The organism is Stenotrophomonas sp. PS02298 (assembly GCF_029959445.1).
GTDB lineage: Bacteria > Pseudomonadota > Gammaproteobacteria > Xanthomonadales > Xanthomonadaceae > Stenotrophomonas.
The window spans coordinates 1-17,684 of the sequence record NZ_JASCOR010000090.1 but is presented as its reverse complement, the minus strand read 5'-3'; the positions used below and the strand labels follow the sequence as shown (position 1 = coordinate 17,684).

General features: G+C 65.3%; 15 protein-coding genes. 11 read left to right on the top strand and 4 right to left on the bottom strand.

All coding sequences use genetic code 11. The features are described from left to right. Nucleotides 1–474 precede the first annotated feature (474 nt). Nucleotides 475–1,689, bottom strand: coding sequence for a tyrosine--tRNA ligase (gene tyrS / locus QMX78_RS13635; RefSeq protein ID WP_282270436.1), 1,215 nt, complete (start codon nucleotides 1,687–1,689; stop codon nucleotides 475–477). Nucleotides 1,690–1,856: 167 nt separating this feature from the next. Between tyrS and QMX78_RS13630 the strand changes: the two genes are divergently transcribed. Beyond that, nucleotides 1,857–3,314, top strand: coding sequence for a peptidoglycan DD-metalloendopeptidase family protein (locus tag QMX78_RS13630; protein ID WP_282270434.1), 1,458 nt, complete (start codon nucleotides 1,857–1,859; stop codon nucleotides 3,312–3,314). A gap of 74 nt (nucleotides 3,315–3,388) precedes the next feature. Beyond that, nucleotides 3,389–4,513, top strand: a complete 1,125-nt coding sequence (locus QMX78_RS13625; protein WP_282270432.1) for an anhydro-N-acetylmuramic acid kinase — start codon at nucleotides 3,389–3,391, stop codon at nucleotides 4,511–4,513. 193 nt (nucleotides 4,514–4,706) lie between these two features. On the opposite strand, the gene QMX78_RS13620 is transcribed toward QMX78_RS13625, so the two are convergent. The 3 genes from QMX78_RS13620 to QMX78_RS13610 all read right to left on the bottom strand — a co-directional run bounded on the left by QMX78_RS13620 (nucleotide 4,707) and on the right by QMX78_RS13610 (nucleotide 7,340). Then, entirely contained in the window at nucleotides 4,707–4,934 is a 228-nt protein-coding gene (locus QMX78_RS13620; protein ID WP_282270430.1) for a hypothetical protein, read from the bottom strand. Between the two features lie 79 nt (nucleotides 4,935–5,013). After that, nucleotides 5,014–6,543: an MFS transporter gene (locus QMX78_RS13615; protein WP_282270428.1), complete on the bottom strand. Its 1,530-nt coding sequence runs from the start codon at nucleotides 6,541–6,543 to the stop codon at nucleotides 5,014–5,016. After that, nucleotides 6,540–7,340 (bottom strand): exodeoxyribonuclease III, encoded by an 801-nt coding sequence (locus QMX78_RS13610; RefSeq protein ID WP_282270426.1) that lies wholly within the window; start codon nucleotides 7,338–7,340, stop codon nucleotides 6,540–6,542. Before QMX78_RS13610 ends, QMX78_RS13615 begins: the two co-directional genes overlap by 4 nt. A 197-nt stretch (nucleotides 7,341–7,537) precedes the next feature. Here QMX78_RS13610 and pyrE point away from each other — a divergent pair, with 197 nt between their 5' ends. From pyrE to QMX78_RS13565, 9 genes are all read left to right on the top strand, one after another. Beyond that, entirely contained in the window at nucleotides 7,538–8,197 is a 660-nt protein-coding gene (gene pyrE, locus QMX78_RS13605; RefSeq protein WP_282270424.1) for an orotate phosphoribosyltransferase, read from the top strand. A 15-nt stretch (nucleotides 8,198–8,212) separates the two neighbouring features. After that, nucleotides 8,213–8,917, top strand: coding sequence for a hypothetical protein (locus QMX78_RS13600; RefSeq protein ID WP_282270422.1), 705 nt, complete (start codon nucleotides 8,213–8,215; stop codon nucleotides 8,915–8,917). 157 nt (nucleotides 8,918–9,074) lie between these two features. Next, on the top strand, nucleotides 9,075–9,266 hold the full coding sequence (locus tag QMX78_RS13595) for a hypothetical protein (protein WP_282270421.1): 192 nt from the start codon (nucleotides 9,075–9,077) through the stop codon (nucleotides 9,264–9,266). A 382-nt stretch (nucleotides 9,267–9,648) separates the two neighbouring features. After that, the gene (locus QMX78_RS13590) at nucleotides 9,649–9,741 is read left to right on the top strand and encodes a potassium-transporting ATPase subunit F (RefSeq protein ID WP_054660392.1); all 93 of its coding nucleotides are present in this window, start codon (nucleotides 9,649–9,651) and stop codon (nucleotides 9,739–9,741) included. 11 nt (nucleotides 9,742–9,752) lie between these two features. Continuing rightward, nucleotides 9,753–11,471 (top strand): potassium-transporting ATPase subunit KdpA, encoded by a 1,719-nt coding sequence (gene kdpA, locus QMX78_RS13585; protein ID WP_282270414.1) that lies wholly within the window; start codon nucleotides 9,753–9,755, stop codon nucleotides 11,469–11,471. Nucleotides 11,472–11,479: 8 nt separating this feature from the next. Beyond that, complete coding sequence (kdpB, locus tag QMX78_RS13580) at nucleotides 11,480–13,576, top strand: potassium-transporting ATPase subunit KdpB (RefSeq protein WP_282270411.1); 2,097 nt, start codon at nucleotides 11,480–11,482, stop codon at nucleotides 13,574–13,576. Further along, a complete protein-coding gene (gene kdpC / locus QMX78_RS13575; protein WP_282270409.1) occupies nucleotides 13,573–14,181 on the top strand; it encodes a potassium-transporting ATPase subunit KdpC in 609 nt (202 codons plus the stop codon). Before kdpB ends, kdpC begins: the two co-directional genes overlap by 4 nt. 36 nt (nucleotides 14,182–14,217) lie before the next feature. Then, nucleotides 14,218–16,878, top strand: a complete 2,661-nt coding sequence (locus tag QMX78_RS13570; RefSeq protein WP_282270407.1) for a sensor histidine kinase KdpD — start codon at nucleotides 14,218–14,220, stop codon at nucleotides 16,876–16,878. Further along, on the top strand, nucleotides 16,868–17,578 hold the full coding sequence (locus QMX78_RS13565; protein WP_282270404.1) for a response regulator transcription factor: 711 nt from the start codon (nucleotides 16,868–16,870) through the stop codon (nucleotides 17,576–17,578). The genes QMX78_RS13570 and QMX78_RS13565 overlap by 11 nt, the downstream gene beginning before the upstream one ends. Nucleotides 17,579–17,684: the final 106 nt, after the last annotated feature.

Genomic DNA, 17,684 nt, shown 5'->3' with positions numbered 1-17,684 from the left:
TTGATTAAACGTCTGCAAGATGGACAGTCATCCATTCCTGCAGGCGTCCTCACAAGATACCTGCGCATACTTTCAAAGAACTTCGAATCAGGCCTCAGCGCCTTCTTCGTAGGCTGCGACGTTTCCGTCGTAGCGAGCCGCCCATTATATGGTGGCTTTTCTGCTTCGTCAACACCTCATTTCGAGACGGTGACTTCAAGCTTTCCTTTCGCTTGCGCCTCTTGCGAGGCCCCTGCGTCGGGGGAGGTGAAGTATGTGCTTCTTTGCGGGGTTTGTGAAGGGGGTGTTGGAGGTTTTTTCCAACTTTCGTTCATTGGGCCGCTGGGGAAGCTGGGAGTGCTTTGTTTGCACCTTATTAGTGTGCGGAGGCAAAGCATTTCCTAGGCGCCTATTGGTTTTAGGGCGACACCAAGGGAACCGGCTTCGCCACACCCTCTCCCCAACCCCTCTCCCGGAGGGAGAGGGGCTCAAGCATCAGGCGCTTGCCACCAGCAGGACGCGGGCGAAGGTGCGCTTGCCTACCTGGAGCAGGCCTTCGAAGCCGGGCTGCAGTACGGTCTGGGCGTCTTCGACCACTTCGCCGTCCACCTTCACCGCACGCTCCTTGAGCTTGCGTGAGGCTTCGGAGTTGCTCGGGGTCAAGCCGGCAGCAGTCAGCAGCGCGCCGATACGCAGGCCTTCGGCCGGGATGGCGACTTCCTGCAGCGGCAGCTGGGTGATGTCGCCCTGCCCCGTCACGGCGGCATTCCAACCGGCAATCGCCTGCTCGGCGGCAGCGGCGTCGTGGAAACGGGTGGTCAGCTCGCGCGCCAGGCGCAGCTTGATTTCACGCGGGTTGATGGTGCCGGCCTCGACGTCGGCGCGCAGCTGCTTGGCCTCGTCAATGGAAATGTCGAAGCTGAGCAGGTCGATCCAGCGCCACATCAAGGTGTCGTCCACCTTCATGGTCTTGGTGACGATGTCGATCGCCGGTTCGCTGATACCAATGTAGTTGCCCAGCGACTTGGACATCTTGTTGACGCCATCCAGGCCTTCCAGCAGCGGCATGGTCAGCACGATCTGGGCCTTCTGCCCGTGGTGCTCCTGCAGGCCGCGGCCCATCAGCAGGTTGAACTTCTGGTCGGTACCGCCGAGTTCGACGTCCGCCTCCAGCGCCACCGAGTCGTAGCCCTGCACCAGCGGGTAGAGGAACTCGTGGATGGCGATGGACTGCTGGGCGGCGTAGCGCTTGGCGAAATCGTCGCGCTCGAGCATGCGGGCGACGGTGTGCTGGCCGGCCAGGCGAATCATATCGGCCGCAGTCATCTTGCCGAACCACTCGGAATTGAAGCGGACTTCGGTCTTCTCCCGGTCCAGCACCTTGAATACCTGCTCTTCATAGGTGCGCGCATTGGCCAGCACGTCTTCCTTGCTGAGCGGCTTGCGAGTCAGGCTCTTGCCGGACGGGTCGCCGATCATGCCGGTGAAGTCGCCGATCAGGAAAATGACCTGATGGCCGAGGTCCTGGAACTGGCGCAGCTTGTTCAGCAATACGGTGTGGCCGAGGTGCAGGTCCGGTGCGGTGGGGTCGAAGCCGGCCTTCACGCGCAGTGGGCGACCGCTTTCCAGACGCTGGCGCAGTTCTTCCACTTTGAGGATTTCATCGGCTCCACGACCGATCAGGGCAAGGGCTTCATCAATCGAGGACACGCTAAAACTCCCGACTTCGCAGTCAAAAACATGAATGGTGTTAAGTACAAGTTAACCACGTTAACCGATTGAAAAGCCATGCGGCTCAATGGTTTGACGCGGTATTGATAGGTGTCTATGTTACCTGCGTTTGGGCCCGCGATCCGGGTCGACCAGAGAACCGACCGATGACCCAACCCGATCATGGCTCCGCGCGCAAACAGCGCTTCCAGGAAAGACTCCACGTCCTGCACGACAACGCCCTGCATCGGAAGTTGAAGGAACATCTGCCAGCCGCGTTCAACGAACGCTGGAACCGGCGGCATTGGATCCACGCCAGCCTGTTCGTCACCATCGGTGCACTGGCGGCCACGATCGTCCCCGGTTTTTCCAATTCCATCGACAGCAACCTGCCGTCGTCGCATTCAACGCTTGCCCTGCCCCTGCCGCCGCTGTCACTGGCGCGGCGCGGCGAAACCCCCGGCGACAGCTGGCAGATCCAGCGGGTGGAACGCGGCCAGACCCTGAGTGACCTGTTCGCCGCCGCCGGCGTGCCGGCCAGCACGATGCAGAAGGTGCTCGATCATCCGGGCACCCGCGAGGTACTGACCAAGCTGCGCCCGGGTGCCGAAATCGCCTTCGACCTGCCGGTCAATGGCACGCTGCGCAGCATCCGCTTCGACCGCGATGGCAATCACCGGGTTGAGCTGAGCCTGCAGGGCGACCAGATCAGCGAAAAAGTCAGCGAGCGTGCAACCAGCACCCGTACCGTGGTGGCCAGCGGCGAGATCACCAGTTCGCTGTACAACGCCGCCCGCAAGGCTGGCTTGTCGCCGTCGGCCATCGCCACGATGACCGATGAGATCTTCAAGTACGACATCGACTTCTCCAAGGACCTGCAGCCGGGCGACCGCTTCAGCGTGGTGCTGGACGAAACCTGGCGCGAAGGCGAGCGCATCGACACCAGCAAGATCCTGGCGGCGACCTTCCGGACCGGCGGCAAGACCTATACCGGCTTCCGTTTCGATCGCGCCGGCAAGTCCGAATACTTCGACCTCAACGGCCGTTCGTTGAAGAAGAGCTTCATCCGTTCGCCGATCCAGTTCGCGCGCCTGAGCTCGAACTACGGCACCCGCCGCCATCCCATTCTCGGCACCATGCGCACCCATAAGGGTGTGGATTACGCCGCACGCACCGGCACCCCGATCATGGCCGCCGGCGACGCCCGCGTGCAGTTCGCCGGCACCCAGCGTGGTTACGGCAATGTGGTGATCCTCGACCACGGCAGCGGTCACACCACGCTGTACGGGCATATGTCGCGGCTGGGCCCCTACCGTGCCGGCCAGCGCGTGAACCAGGGCCAGGTGATCGGCTATGTGGGTTCCACCGGCATGTCGACCGGCCCGCATCTGCATTACGAATTCCGCGTCAACGGCGTGCACCGCAACCCGCTGTCGGTGACGATGCCGCCACCGCAGCCGCTGCAGGGCGCCGATCTGGCCGCCTTCCGTGCGCAGACCGCGCCAGCAATGGCACGCATCCAGGGCATGGAAGAACTGATCTACGCCGATGCCGGCGACAGCAGGAAGCCGGCGGCGACGCAGACTGCCGCTGCCGCACCGGCAGCAGGCGGCAAGCGCGGCTGAGCCAGCGCAACACCGTTGACGATACGGGCAGGGAGCTTGAAGCTTCCCTGCCCGTTTCTTTTATAGCGACCGTCATGTCCTCTGTTGATCCGCAGCTGCCGCTGTTTCTTGGCCTGATGTCCGGCACCAGCGCCGACGGCATCGATGCGGCGCTGGTGCAGTTTCCGCAGAGCGGTGGATGCCGCTTCGTGCACGGCCATACCCATGCCTGGGACGGCGCGACCCGCGATACCCTGATCGCGCTGGGCCAAGGCGGCGAGCCCGCATCGATGGATGCGCTGGGGCAACTGGATGCCAGTGTTGGCATCGCCTTCGCCGCTGCCGCCAACCAGCTGCTGAAAGATGCCAGCGTGCGCCGCGAGCAGGTGCGGGCGATCGGCTCGCACGGCCAGACCATCCGTCATCGGCCGCTGAGCACTCCGGCGTTCACCTGGCAGATCGGCGATGCCAACCGTATTGCCGAGCTGACCGGTATCACCACCGTTGCCGATTTCCGCCGCCGCGATGTGGCTGCTGGCGGGCATGGCGCACCGCTGATGCCGGCCTTCCATCTGGCGATGCTGGGCAGTGCCGACGAAGATCGCGCGGTGCTCAACCTCGGGGGCATCGCCAACCTGAGCCTGATTGCCCGCGACGGCAGCATCCGCGGTTTCGACACCGGCCCGGCCAATGCCTTGCTGGATGGCTGGTGCCAGCGCCATCTTGGTCACGCGTTCGATGCCGATGGCGCGTTTGCTGCCAGTGGCCGGGTGGATGAAGGCTTGTTGGCGCGATTGCTGGCTGAGCCATGGTTCGCGTTGCCGCCGCCGAAGAGCACCGGCCGCGAGCAGTTCCATCTGGAATGGGTGGAGGCGCAGCTGGGCATGAATGCATTGGCACCTGCAGATGTGCAGGCGACGCTGCTGGAGCTGACCGCAGCCACGGTGGCCGAGGCGTTGCTGGCACAGCTGCCGGCGGCGCGGCGCGTGCTGATCTGCGGCGGTGGGGTGCGCAATCCGCAGTTGCTGTCGCGATTGCAGGCACGCTTGCCGGGTGTGCTGATCGGCTCCAGCGCCGAACACGGACTGGATCCCGATTACATGGAGGCGATGGGCTTTGCGTGGTTGGCGCAGGAAACCCTGGCAGGGCGGCCAGGCAATCTGCCCAGCGTCAGCGGTGCGCGCGGGCCGAGGATTCTGGGCGCAATTCATCTGGCATGAGCACCGGGGTTGTAGGAGCGGCGTAAGCCGCGAAGCTGACCCTGCGTCCAATCGACGTGCATACCCAATGCGGGATTGCCCAGCGCTGTCTACGCCGGATCCTTCAGTGACTTCGCAGCTTACGCCGCTCCTACAGGCATTTCAGGCATTGCCGGGAACGCCTCAGCCGAGCATGGCTCGGCTCTACAGTTCTTCAGATGTCGCTGCCGGTCGGCAGCGCCTGCAGGGCCTTGATCGCTTCGGACAGGACATCCACTTCTGGGTCTTCGAATCCACCACGCACATGGTGTTCGCTGGCGAACAAGCCTTGTTCCAGCAAAGCCAGGCAGGTTTCCTCGCGGGTCCAGCCGCGCGCCACCGACAGGCGGCGGATGCGCTCCATCAGCAGCGGATCGATATCACGCAGAGTCACGTCAGCCATGTGCACCACACTACTGTCGGCGGAGCCCCCCAGCGGCATCATCAACGACACCGCCGGAGGATTCAATCGGCGCGAAAGATCACCCAGCGCGCGACAGCTGGGTGGTGGCATCGACCTCGCGTCGCAGCCACCACGCCATCAGCAGGCCGGGCATGCCCACCACCACCGATACCAGGAAGAAGATCTGCCAGCCATAGGCATCGGCCAGCACACCCGCAAACGGCCCGACAAACACCCGCCCCAAGGTCGCGAATGCCGATAACAAGGCGTAGTGGGTGGCCGAGAAGCGTGTACCGCATAGGCCGCTAAGCAAGGCAACAAATGCAGCCGTGCCCATGCCACCGGCGAAATTGTCCAGGCTCAAGGCGAACAGCAGCAGGCCATCCATCGGCGTGGGATGGTCGAGGTGGACGATCAACAGGTTGAACGCTGGCACTTCAACCGTACCCCAGGCCCCTGCCCCTTCCCGCGCCAGCAGGTAGAAGCCGAGGTTGGAGACCAGCTGCAGCACGCCAAAGCCGATCACCGCGGTCGACAGGCGCAGACGCAGCAGGAAGAAACCGCCGACGATGGCGCCCACAATCGTCATCAGCAGGCCGATGGTCTTGTTGGCCAAACCCACTTCAGCCTGGCTGAAACCCATGCCCTTGAGCAGGAACGGGGTAGACAGGCTCAACGCGAACGCGTCGCCCACCTTGTACAGCACCACCAAGGCCAGGAATGCCCCCGCGCCACGCATGCCGAAATAGCTGCGCAGCGACGCGTTGAGCGTCTCGAACCGCACCCAACGGGTAACGCCCAGCCCCAACACCATGGCCGCGGCGATCTGGGTGACGACAAACACCAGCCGCACCCAGCGATCGGTGCTGTCCGGATCGAGCCCGAACAACACCAGCGCCTGATGGGCCAGCCATGCCCCAAGCGCCACGCCGGCGACCAGCGCCAGGAAACCACGCAGCTCACCGCCGGCCTTGGAGACCGGTGCCTTGAAGCGTTCCGGCAACTGCGGCATCAACAGCAGCGCCAACACGCCCACTGCCACCGACAAGCCCGCCATCACCCGGTAGACCTGCGGCCAGCTCTGCCACTGCTCGGCCCAGATAAGGGTGATGCCGCCAGAAAGAACCATCGCCAGCCGGTAGCCGAGCACGGTCAGCGAACCACCCAGGCCGCGCTCGGCAGGCGCCAGCAGATCGGTGCGGTAGGCGTCGATCACCACGTCCAGCGTGGCCGACAGACAGGCCACCAGCACCGCGACCGACGCGAACAACACCAGGTTGCGCGATGGCGACAGCGTGCTCATGAAGGTCAATGCCACGCCAAGCGCGAACAGCATCAGCACGATCCAGCCGCGCCTGCGCCCGAGTATTGGCAGATCGAAGCGGTCGATCAGCGGCGCCCACAGGAACTTGAAGGTGTACGGGATACCGATCAGTGACAGGAAGCCGAGCGTGACCAGGTCCAGCCCGTCCACGGTCAGCCAGGCCTGCATCGCGCCGCCGGTCAGCGCCAATGGCAGGCCGGAGGCAAAACCGAGCAGCAGGATCACGAACAACCGGCGCAGGCGTTGCAGCCCGGCCGGCGGGGCTTCCACTACCGCTTCACTCACAGGTCGTAGTCCACGGTGAACGGGGCGTGGTCGGAGAAACGCTGGCCGGTATAGATCGAGCTGCCACGCAGGCGATCACGCAGGCCCGGGGTGACGAACTGGTAGTCGATGCGCCAACCGACGTCGTTGGCGCGGGCCGCGCCGCGGTTGCTCCACCAGGTGTAGTCCTGGCCTTCCGGGTGCAGCGCGCGGTAGGCATCGACCCAGCCGCGGCCGTTGGCCGTGTCGGTCAGCTCGGCCTGGTCGGCGCAGAAGCCGTTCATCCAGTCGCGCTCCTGCGGCAGGCAGCCGGAGTTCTTCTGGTTGGATTTCCAGTTCTTGATGTCCAGCGCGCTGCGCACGATGTTCCAGTCGCCGCACAGCACGTAATCACGGCCGCTGGCCAGCCATTCGTCCAGGATCGGCTTCAGCCACTCCATCACCTCGTACTTGAAGCCCTGGCGTAGATCGCCCGAGGACCCGGAAGGGATATAGAACGAGACCACGCTGAGGTTGCCGAAGCGCGCCTCGATGTAGCGGCCTTCGTCGTCGAACGGCGCCCAGCCCAGTGCGGTACGCACCTCGTCCGGCTCACGCCGGCTCCAGATACCTACGCCGCTATAGCCCTTCTTGGTGATGGCGTCGCGGTAGAAACAATGGTGGCCGTCCGGGCGGAACAGCGCGTCGGTCAGCTGCGACTCCTGCGCCTTGGTCTCCTGGATGCAGAGCACGTCGGCCTGCTGGGCCAGGAACCACTCGTTGAAGCCCTTGGTGGTGGCCGAACGGATGCCGTTGGCATTGAAGCTGGTAATACGCATGAAGGACCGCTGTTGGGAAAGCTCAAGACCGGCACAGCATACCGCCCGGACCGGGGCGGCCGACAAACCGGGCCTCAGCTTTCCCCTGACAGCAGCCCGGTTCGCTGCGGGGCCCCTGCCCCGACCCGCAGCGCAGCAATTGCAAGGGCCATGCTTTACCCTAGGAGCCTCAATAGACGATAAGACAGCGTATTTACATGAGTGACCACCGTTCCCGTTTCCTGCAGCTGGCGTTGAACGCCGACGCGCTGCGTTTTGGCCAGTTCACCCTCAAGTCTGGCCGGGTAAGCCCGTATTTCTTCAACGCCGGCCGTTTCGACACCGGCCTGGCACTGGCCCAACTGGGCAATTGCTACGCCGACGCCATCGATGCCGCCGGTATTGCCTTCGACCAGCTGTTCGGCCCGGCCTACAAGGGCATCCCCCTGGCTACCTCGATTGCCTGCGAGTTCTCGCACCGCGGCCGCAACCTGCCGTTGACCTTCAACCGCAAGGAAGCCAAGGACCACGGCGAAGGCGGCACCCTGATCGGCGCCGACATGGCCGGCAAGCGCATCCTGATCGTTGACGACGTGATCACCGCCGGTACTGCCATCCGCGAGGCCTTGGCCATCATCCGCGAGGCCAAGGGCATCCCGGCCGGCATCGTGGTGGCACTGGACCGCCAGGAGATCGCTTCGGAAGAAGACCGCCGTTCAGCCGCGCAGGCGGTGTCCGCGGAGACCGGTATTCCGGTGATCGCGGTGGCCAATCTGGCCGATCTGCTTGCATTCGCCTCCGGGAACCCGGAACTTGTTGGCTATCGCGAACCGTTGCTGGCCTACCGTGGCCACTACGGGAGCAATCCGACAGGCTGATAGCAGGGGGCTGCCATGGTGCCGAATCCGTCCAAAACCGCCGCGGCGTTGGTGCTGACGCTGGCAGCGCTGGCACTGCCAGCGCTGGCGCAGAACAAGCCAGCCGACACCGGCAAGAAGCTGTATTGCTGGGATGAAGGCGGCAAGCGCATCTGTTCGGACACCTTGCCACCGGAAGCGGTGAACAAGGCGCGCGAGGAGTTCAACGCCCGTAGCGGCATCCGCGGTGCGGATGTGCAGCGCGCGCTCACCGCCGAAGAACGTGCCGACGCGGCCCTGGCCAAAGCCCAGGAAGAAGTGGACGCAGCGGCGGCTGATACGCGCAAGCGTACCGAGCAGGCGATGCTGTCCACGTACGCCACTGAAGATGATCTGCGCCGTGTGTTCAGTGAGCGCACGGCGATCGTCGACAACAACGTCAAGACCGCCATCTTCAACGTGACCAGCCTGCGTGGCGCCTTGGCCTCCCAGCTCGCCACAGCCGGCAACAGGGAGCTGGCCGGGCAGAAGGTGCCGGACAAGCAGGCCGGCGAGATCCGCCAGCGCCACAACGAGCTGCTGGCACAGCTGCGTCTGCAGACCGCGTTCGAGCAGCAGCGGCAGGCGCTGGAAGTTGAAATTGCCGAGAGCCTGGCGCGGTATCGCGAGCTGAAGGGGATTGCAGCGCCGGCTTCGGCGGCTGCCGCCACAGCTGCCAGCGCAGCGCCGACCAAAGGCTGAGCGACGCAAGCGGTAGTGCCGAGCCATGCTCGGCAGGGCTCTCCCGATAAATTGTCGGATTCAGAATGAAAGCGGCCTCCGGGTCGCTTTTTTTTGCTTGAAGGCTCCCCCTCATCCGCCCCTTCGGGGCACCTTCTCCCGCTCGCGGGAGAAGGGATTGGCTTTCCTGCAGCTGCAAGTCCGCGAGCTGCTGAAAGTCTACGGGCGCCTGAAAGTCTACGAGCAACAACAGAGCCAGCCGCAAGCCATGACCGCCATCCTTCTCCCGCTCGCGGGAGAAGGGATTGGCTTTACTGCGGCTGCAAGTCTGCCAGCTGCTGAAAGTCTACGGGCGCCTGAAAGTCCATGAGCAACAGCAGAGCCGGCAGCAAGCCATGACCGCCATTCCTTCTCCCGCCTGCGGGAGAAGGTGCCCCATAGGGGCGGATGAGGGGGCTTCGGCTTCGGCTTCGGCTCTGGCTCTGGCTCTGGCTTCAGTTTGGGCTCTGGCTCTGGACTTTGGCGCCGCTTCCACCGCGCCGTCAGCCGCCCCTCCCCAAAACCGCACTTTTTACACGTCTTTTACGCCAACCCAACCCCGGCAGCGTCGATCGTTTACGCCCCCCAGGCGGACGATAGCGGCCTGATCGGGGTGATCAGAGGTGTCGTTCGCGCCTGCCTGCCGCCCTACCCGTCCACCGACGCGTCTCCCGGCAGCCCCGGCCGCGTCCTGATCCTGATTCGAGGTTTCCATGCCCGGCTGGCTTGCTCTGTTGTGCGGCGTAGTGGTGCTGATCGCCGCTGCCTACCTGTTGTACGCGGTCCTTCGACCTGAGTCGTTCTGAGGAGCGCCGTCGTGATTGAACCCATCCTCATCATTCTGGCCAGCCTGACGCTGGCATGGCCGCTCGGCCTGTACCTGGCGCGCTTGATGCGCGGTACGCCGATGCGTATCGACGTCCTCTTCCATTGGATCGAAAAGCCGCTGTACCGCGTGCTCGGGGTTGATCCCAACCACTCCATGTCCTGGCGCGGTTATGTGGTCGCGTTCCTGCTCAGCAACCTGGTGTTGGCAGTGCTGACCCAGGCGGTGTTCATGACCCAGGCCTGGTTGCCGTTGAACCCGGACAACATTCCCAACATGCGTTGGGACACCGCGCTGCACACCATGGTGTCGTTCCTGACCAACACCAATCAGCAGCACTACAGCGGCCAGGCGCAGCTGTCCTATTTCGCGCAGATGACCGGCATCACCGGCCTGCAGGTGATCACCCCGATGATGGGGCTGGCACTTGCGGTGGCAACACTGCGTGCCTTGTTCATGAAGCCTGCCAGCAACGACACCGGCAATGTCCCCGTACGAGTCACCGTAGGCAACTACTACGCCGACGTGGTCCGCCTGTGCCTGCGCTTCCTGCTGCCGCTGTGCCTGGTGTGGACGCTGCTGCTGAACTGGCAGGGCGTGCCTTCCACGCTGGCCGCTGGCCCGCATGCAACGCCGATCGATGCCAGTGCCGGCATGGACACGCAGAAGATCCCGCTCGGCCCGGTCGCGTCGATGGTCGCAGCCAAGCAGCTCGGCGCCAATGGCGGCGGCTGGTACGGCCCGAACAGCGCCTTCCCGCTGGAAAACCCGACGCCCTTGTCGAATGCACTGGAAATGATCGGCATCCTGCTGATCCCCATGGCCATCATCTGCATGCTCGGCAGCTTCACCGGCCGGCGTCGCTTTGGTGCGCTGGTGTTCGGCTGCATGCTGACCATGTCGGTGCTGTCCACCAGCGCCAGCCTGTGGCTGGAAGGCCACAGCGCCAGCGCCGCCAGTGCGTTGTTGATGGAAGGCAAGGAGGCCCGCTTCGGTGCCGATGGCACGGCGCTGTGGTCGTCCATCACCACCCAGGTGCAGAACGGTTCGGTCAACGGCATGCATGATTCGCTGAGCCCGCTCGGCGGCATGATGCCCATCGTCAACATGTTGATCAGTGCGATCTGGGGCGGCATTGGCTGCGGTATCCAGCAGCTCCTGGTTTATCTGATGATGGCGGTGTTCCTGGCCGGTCTGATGACCGGACGCACGCCCGAACTGCTGGGTCGCAAACTGGAAACGCCGCAGGTACGCCTGCTCGCGGTGCTGGTGCTGCTGCAACCGATCACCCTGCTCGGGCTGACCGCGCTGACCCTGGCCGTGCCCGGCCTGGCCGGTACCTCCAACCCCGGTTTCCATGGCATCAGCCAGGTGTTCTACGAGTTCACTTCAGCCTATGCCAACAACGGCTCCGGCTTTGAAGGGCTGGCTGACAACACCGTCTGGTGGAACCTGAGTTGCGCGCTGGTGTTGGCACTGGGTCGGTTCCCGATCCTGATCATCCCGCTGATCATCGCCACCCAGTTGGCCGCCAAGCGGCAGGTGCCGCAAAGCGCCGGCAGCCTGCAGATTGAAACCCCGACCTTCGCATTGACGCTTATCTGCGTGGTCATCGTCCTTACCGTGCTGCAGTTCCTGCCAGCGCTGGTGCTTGGCCCGGTGGCCGAACACCTGAGCCTGCTGGCCCTGCAGGGAGCTCCGTCGCCGTGAACGCCCCCATGAACCGTTCTGCTTCTCCTGCGGCCTCGCGCCGCCCCGCCCTGCTTGATGCAGCCGGCCTGCGCCGAGCGCTGATCGACTCGATCCGCAAGCTGTCGCCGTTGCACCTGCTGCACAACCCGGTGATGGCGGTGGTGATGGCCGGCACCGTGCTGGCACTGATCGTCACCCTCAGCGGCACTGCGCCGATGGGCTTCGGCCTGGCCGTCACTGCGATCCTGCTGGTGACGGTGTTGTTCGGCAATTTCGCCGAAGCCGTGGCCGAGGCGCGTGGCCGTGGCCAGGCCGCGTCGCTGCGCCGTGCACGCCAGGACCTGGTCGCACGGCGTGTCGCCACGCCGTTGCAGGGCGCTGCGGAAAGCTGCGTGCCGGCTGCCGAGCTGCGCCCGGGTGAGTATGTGATTGTCAGTGCCGGCGAGTTCGTGCCGGCCGATGGCGAGATCGTTCGTGGCTTGGCCACCATCAACGAAGCTGCCGTCACTGGCGAGTCGGCCCCGGTGCTGCGCGAGGCCGACACCGACCGCTCCGGCGTGATCGGCGGCACCAAGGTGTTGTCCGACGAAATTGTTGTACGCGTCAGCGCCGAGCCGGGCCACAGCTTCCTCGACCGCATGATCGCGCTGGTGGAAGGTGCGAACCGGCAGAAGACGCCGAACGAGATCGCGCTGACCCTGTTGCTGGCAGCGATGTCGCTGACCTTCCTGGTGGTGGTGGCAACGCTGCCGGCGATTGCCGGGTTCGTTGGCGTCAGCGTCGATCCGCTGCTGCTGATCGCGCTGTTGGTCTGCCTGATCCCGACCACCATCGGCGGCCTGCTGCCGGCCATCGGCATCGCCGGCATGAACCGTGCGCTGTCGGCCAATGTGCTGGCCAAATCCGGCAAGGCCGTGGAAGTGGCCGGCGACGTGGATGTGCTGCTGCTCGACAAGACCGGCACCATCACCTACGGCGACCGCCAGGCCACCCACTTTCATCCGCTGGCCGGCATCGACGCTGCACAGCTGCGTGAAGCATCGCTGCTGTCGTCGCTGGCCGACCCGACCCCGGAAGGCAAATCCATCGTCCGGCTGGCGCGCCAACAGGGTTGCACCACCGCCGAGCCCGACCACGTTCATGCGGATCCCTCCGCAAAAGCCCGCACATCCATGTGCGGGGTCCTGAATTATCTGCCTTTCACCGCGCAAACCCGCATGTCCGGCGTTGACCTGGACAACGGCCGCAGCATCCGCAAGGGCGCTGCCGATGCCATCACCGCACATGTGTTGGCGCTGGGCGGCAGCGTGCCGAACGAGCTGCAGGCGCGGGTGGATCAGGTTGCCCGGGGCGGAGCCACACCGCTGGTGGTCAGCGAAGGAAAGCACGTACTCGGCGTGGTGGAGCTGGCCGACGTGGTCAAGCACGGCATGCGCGAGAAGTTCGCCCAGCTGCGGGCAATGGGCATCCGCACGGTGATGATCACCGGCGACAACCCGCTCACCGCCGCCGCCATCGCCGCCGAAGCCGGTGTCGATGACTACATCGCGCAGGCACGGCCGGAAGACAAGCTGGCGCGCATCCGTGCCGAGCAGGCTGGCGGCCGGCTGGTGGCAATGGTCGGCGACGGCACCAACGACGCGCCAGCTCTGGCCCAGGCCGATATTGGCCTGGCGATGAACTCCGGCACGCAGGCGGCCAAGGAAGCCGGCAACATGGTCGATCTGGACTCGGACCCGGCCAAGCTGCTGGCAGTGGTGGAAGTGGGCAAGCAGCAGCTGATCACCCGCGGCGCGCTGACCACCTTCTCGCTGGCCAATGACGTCTCCAAGTACTTCGCGATCCTGCCGGCACTGTTCGCCGCCAGCATTCCATCGATGGCGGCCTTGAACGTGATGCAGCTGTCGAGCCCGCGCAATGCGGTGCTGGCAGCGCTGATCTTCAATGCCTTGGTGATTCCGGCCCTGATTCCGCTGGCCCTGCGCGGCGTGCGCTTCCGTCCGGCCACCGCCACTGCGCTGCTGCGGCGGAACATGCTGGTGTACGGCTTGGGCGGCGTGCTGCTGCCGTTTGCGGCCATCAAGGCCATCGATCTCCTTCTTGTCCTGGTATTTGGCGCATGAACACCTCCAACACTTCCTCCCGTCGTTCCGGCAACCCGCTGTGGCGGCCGGCCATTGGTCTGTCCTTGTTCGGCCTGCTTGGCACCGGCTTGGTCTATGCAGTGTTGGCGACCGGCATCTCCGGCGCGTTGTTCCCGGTGCAGGCCGATGGCAGCCTGATCCGCGATGCCGATGGACAGGTTCGCGGCTCGCTGTATCTGGCGCAGCCGTTTGCCGGCGACGGCTATTTTCAGACCCGTCCTTCGGCGGCCAACTACGACCCGATGGCTGCGGCCGGCAGCAATATGGCGCGCAGCAATCCGGACTTGGTCAAGCGCGTCAGCGAAGCCACGGCTGCAGTTGCTGCACGCGAGAAGATCGATCCGGCCACCGTGCCGGGCGATCTGGTCACGCAGTCGGCCAGCGGCTTGGATCCGGAGCTGTCGCCTGCGGCCGTACAGGTGCAGGTGGCGCGTGTGGCCGCTGCACGTGGTTTGCCGCTGGCACAGGTGCAGGCGCTGGTTGATGCACAGCTGCAGGAACGCCAATGGGGCGTGTTCGGGCAGCCACGGATCAACGCGATTGCCCTCAACCGGGCGCTGGATCAGGCCGCGCATGCGCCGTGATGCGGGGCGCGCCTGCAACAGCGCACAATCGCCGTCATGAACGACTCCCGTAGCCGCCAGGCCGATGCCTTGGCCGAGGCCCTGCAACGCGATGCCGGTGGCAAGCTGACCGTCTTCCTCGGCGCCGCACCGGGCGTGGGCAAGACCTTCAGCATGCTCACCCGCGCCCAGGAACAGCTGCGGCGCGGGGTGGATGTGGTTGCGGCCGTGGTTGAAACCCATGGCCGCAACGACACCGCCGCCCTGCTCGACGGCCTGCCGCGCATTGCAATGTGCGCGGTGGAGTACCACGGCCATCAGCTGCAGGAAATGGACCTGGATGCGGTGCTGGCGCGCAAGCCGGCGCTGGTGCTGGTCGATGAGCTGGCCCATCGCAATGCTCCCGGCAGCCGTCACGAACGGCGCTGGCAGGACGTGATGGAACTGCTCGATGCCGGTATCGACGTGTGGACAACGATCAACATCCAGCATCTGGAAAGCCTCAACGATGTGGTGATGCGTATCACCGGCGTGCGCGTCAGCGAGACCGTGCCCGACGTGGTATTCGACCGCCTGCACGACATCGTGCTGGTCGACCTGCCACCGCGCGAACTGATCGAGCGCCTGCAGCAAGGCAAGGTCTATGTGCCCGAACAGGCGGCGCAGGCATTGCAGGCGTTCTTCTCGCCGGCCAACCTCACTGCCCTGCGCGAACTGGCGATGCAGGAAGCCGCCGACCGCGTCGACAGCAGTCTGCGCGAAACCCGCGCCGCACGCGGCGAAGGCAATCTGCCGCTGCGGCGGCGGGTTGTCGTTGCCATCGATGGCGGCGGCCAGAGCGAGTACCTGGTGCGGGTGGCACGGCGCATCGCCGAGCGCCGCGACGCACCGTGGACAGTAGTGACCGTGCAGCATCGCCGCCACGACGAGGCCACCCGTCGCGAAATCGATGATGCATTCGCACTGGCACGGCGGCTGGGCGGTGATGCCGAGCTGCTGCATGGGCCGGGCATTGCCGATGCACTGCTCGACTACGCCGCGCACAACGCGGTGTCGTCACTGGTGCTGGGCCGCACCCGCGAGCGGCCGCTGGCGCGGCTGTTCAACCAGACCCTGACCCAGCAGCTGATCCAGCGTGGCGCGCACTACGAGATCACCATCATCAGCACCCCGCAGGCACGCGCCAACGCGCGTCGCTTCGGCCTGTCGCTGGCCCCGGACAGTTGGGGCAAAGATGCGATGACGGCGGTGCTGGCCACCGCTGGTGCCTGCCTGGCCGCATGGCTGGGCGAGCACTGGATAGGCCTGAGCGATCTGGCGATGGTATTCATCGTCGCGGTAGTGTTGGTTGCTGCGCGCACCCGCATGAGTGCGGCAGTGCTGGCGGCGACGCTGTGCTTCCTCGCCTACAACTTCTTCTTCATCGCACCGCGCTTTACCTTTGCGATCAGCGCGCGGCAAGGCGTGATCACCGTCTTCCTGTTCCTGGCCGCCGCCTTGGTTGCCGGCCGCTTGGCATCGCGCCTGCGCATGCAGGTGGTCGCGCTGCGCGCCGCCAACCGCCATGCCAATGTGCGGCAGACACTGGGCCGGCAACTGGTTGGTGCTACCGATAACGCCCAAGTCGCGCATGCCGGCCGCGTGGCCCTGGAGCAGGCACTGGATGCCCCGGCATGGGTGCGGCTGGGCGATGAGACCAGCACCAGTGGCACGGCAGCACCGGGCGATACCGACCTGGCTGCCGCCGACTGGGCGCTGCGGCATGGGCAACCTGCCGGCCGCTTCACCGACACGCTGGCCGGCGCCGGCTGGTGGTTCCTGCCGCTGCTTGACGGCGAAGCGCACGCAATCGGCGTGGCCGGCCTGCGCTTCGACCATCAACATCCACGGCTGGCCCCGGAACAGCGCCAGCTGGTGGAAGCGATGGCCGACGACATCGCCCAGGCCGCATTGCGCACACGGCTGGTCGCCGATCTGGAAACCGCGCACCTGCACAACGAAACCGAGCGCCTGCGCTCGGCCCTGTTGTCCTCGGTCTCGCACGACCTGCGCTCGCCGCTGGCGGCGATGATCGGCTCGGCCGACAGCCTGTCCAACTACGCCGATGCGATGGATGCCAGCGACCGCCGCGCCCTGCTCGACACCATCGTGGTCGAGGGCGAGCGGCTGGACCGCTACATCCAGAACCTGCTCGACATGACCCGGCTCGGCCACGACGGGCTGAAGCTCAACCGTGACTGGATCGGCGTGGACGAGCTGATCGGCTCGGCCGCACGCCGCCTGCAGCGCTACCAGCCGGATGTGCGCCTGCAGCTTGATATTCCGGCGGACATGGCACCGATCTGGGTGCACCCGGCGCTGGTCGAGCAGGCAGTGTTCAACGTGATGGAGAACGCCGCCAAGTTCTCGCCGCTCGGCGTGCCGGTGGAAGTGCACGCACGCCAGCAGGCCAATGAGCTGCGCATCGAGGTGGTCGACGCCGGCCCGGGCATTCCCGACGCCGAACGTTCGCGCATCTTCGACATGTTCTACAGCGTGGAACGCGGTGATCGCGGCCGCCAGGGCACCGGCCTGGGCCTGACCATCTGCCAGGGCATGATCGGCGCGCATGGCGGCAGCGTCGAAGCGCTGCCCGGACGCGACGGACGCGGTACCCTGATCCGCATGACCCTGCCCCTGCTCCAGCCACACCCCGAGAGCCCGCGCGATGACGGCTGAAACGCCGGCCATCCCGCCGCCGCGCGTGCTGGTGGTCGATGACGAAGTGCAGATCCGGCGATTTCTGGATATTTCGCTGCGCGCGCAGGGCTATGCGGTGAGCCAGGCCGCCAACGGCGCCGAGGGCCTGCAGCGGCTGGCCGAGGATGGCGCCGATCTGGTGGTGCTGGATATCGGCCTGCCCGACATGGAAGGCCACGATGTGTTGGCCGAGTTGCGGCAATGGAGCCAGGTGCCGGTGATCATGCTCAGCGTGCGCGCCGGCGAAGCGGAGAAGGTGCGCGCCCTGGACAACGGCGCCAATGACTACGTGACCAAGCCGTTCGGCACCCAGGAGTTGATGGCGCGGGTGCGTGCCTTGTTGCGTAGTCGCAGCACCGACAGCGAAGGCCAGGTGCCGGTGTTCGATGACGGCCGCCTGCATATCGACCTGTCACGCCGCGATGTGCGCGTGGACGGTGAAGCAATTGCACTGACCCGCAAGGAATACGCACTGCTGGCCTTACTGTTGCGCAGTGCCGGGCGAGTGGTGACCCAGCCGCAGATCCTGCAGGAAATCTGGGGGCCAACGCATCGGCATGACACCCATTACCTGCGCATCCTGGTGGGCCGGCTGCGGCACAAGCTCGGCGATTCAGCGCTGGAGTCGCGGTATCTGTTCACCGAGCCCGGGGTTGGCTTGCGGTTTGGTGGGGCGTGAGCGTTATGGTGGCAGTGGGAGCGGCGTCAGCCGCGAAGCCATTGAAACAACGGCCGCCAAGCAACCGGCGATTGCAGTCGCCTTGAAGCGGAAGGTGCAGTGGCTT